General features: G+C 63.4%; 1 protein-coding gene. It reads left to right on the top strand.

What is annotated here, in order from left to right; all coding sequences use genetic code 11:
* Positions 1-67: 67 nt before the first annotated feature.
* Positions 68-1,507: an IS1182 family transposase gene (locus AC1DRP_RS36490; protein ID WP_476771128.1), complete on the top strand. Its 1,440-nt coding sequence runs from the start codon at positions 68-70 to the stop codon at positions 1,505-1,507.
* The last annotated feature ends 94 nt before the right edge of the window (positions 1,508-1,601 follow it).

Genomic DNA, 1,601 nt, shown 5'->3' with positions numbered 1-1,601 from the left:
GGGTGGAGGCTGTGTGAAAAGAGCCGAGTCGGCTAGGATTCCTGGAGGTGATGCTCCGGGAGCTTAGATGAAGCGCTTCGTTGAGAGTGAAGACCGTCGGCAGGGTGTCCTGCTTCCCGAGTATCTTGACGACTACGTGTCGGAGAACAATCCGGTTCGGGTGATCGACGTCTTCGTTGATGAATTGGACCTGGGCCAACTGGGTTTTGAAGGCGTGGTTCCCGAGGCGACGGGCCGTCCGAGCTACCATCCGGGCGTGCTGCTAAAGATCTACGTCTACGGCTACATCAACCAGGTGCAATCGAGCCGTCGGTTGGAGCGCGAGGCGCAGCGCAACATCGAGCTGATGTGGCTGACGGGACGGCTGGCGCCGGACTTCAAGACCATCGCCGACTTCAGGAAGGACAACGGCTCGGCGATCCGGGCGGCTTGCCGGCAGTTCATCACTTTGTGTCGCCGGCTGGATCTCTTCACCCACGCGATCGTGGCCATCGACGGCAGCAAGTTCAAGGCGGTGAACACGCGCGACAAGAACTTTACGCGCGCCTCGATCCAGCGTCGGATGGAGCAGGTGGAGGCCAGCATCGAGCGTTACATGTCGGCGCTGGAGACGGCCGATCGACATGATGGCGAACTGGCCCAGGCCAAGACGGTGCGGTTGAAAGACAAGATCGCCGCCCTCAAGGAGCAGATGAAAGCCTTCAAGGCCCTGGAGTCTGAGGTGCATGCCGCGCCGGACCAGCAGATATCTCTGACCGATCCGGATGCGCGGGCGATGGCCACCAACGGCAAGGGCACGGGGATGGTCGGCTACAACGTGCAGACGGCGGTGGACATCACTCACCACCTGATCGTCGCGCACGAGGTCACCAACACCGGCCACGACCGCGGTCAACTCTCGGGAATGGCCGGCCAAGCCAAGGCCGAAATGGGCGTCGAAACGCTCGACGTGCTGGCCGATCGCGGCTACTTCGCCGGCGAGGAGATCCTGGCCTGCGAGGCTATCGGCGTGACGCCCCTCATGCCCAAGCCCCTGACTTCCGGCGCCAAGGCCGACGGCCGGTTCGGCAAGCAGGACTTCGCCTACCTGCCCGAGCAGGACGTCTACCGCTGCCCATCGGGGGCGCTGCTGCCCCGCCATATGACGACGGTGGAGAAGGGCCTGACCCTGCATCGCTACTGGGACCGCGCCAGCTGTCAGAGCTGCCGCTTAAAGCCCCAGTGCACACCGAGCGTCGAGCGACGGGTCACCCGCTGGGAGCATGAGGCGGTGATCGAGGCCATGCAGGAACGGCTGGATCGCGCGCCCAAGAGCATGCGCATCCGCCGAGCCACCGTCGAACACCCCTTCGGAACCTTAAAGGCCTGGATGGGAGCGACCCACTTCAAGACCAAGTCCCTCAAAAACGTCAGTACGGAGATGAGCCTCCACGTCCTGGCCTACAATCTGAAGAGAGTGATCGCCATCCTTGGCGCTGGGCCGCTCATTCTGGCGATGCGGACCTGAACGGGTCGCCGCGACTCTCGTCCAACTTCACCCGCAGACGACGCGGCGCACACCTCAGGCATCCCAATAGCGCGTTTGCACACGGCCTCGGTGG

The sequence above is a fragment of the Allobosea sp. 01N443 genome (assembly GCF_056399325.1).
The sequence above is the reverse complement of the archived record's forward strand: the minus strand, read 5'-3'. Positions and strand labels throughout refer to the sequence as shown.

What these genes read in the sequence shown, in the direction of transcription:
- AC1DRP_RS36490 (WP_476771128.1), top strand. Translation starts at nt 68, where the DNA reads ATGAAGCGCTTCGTTGAGAGTGAAGACCGTCGGCAGGGTGTCCTGCTT.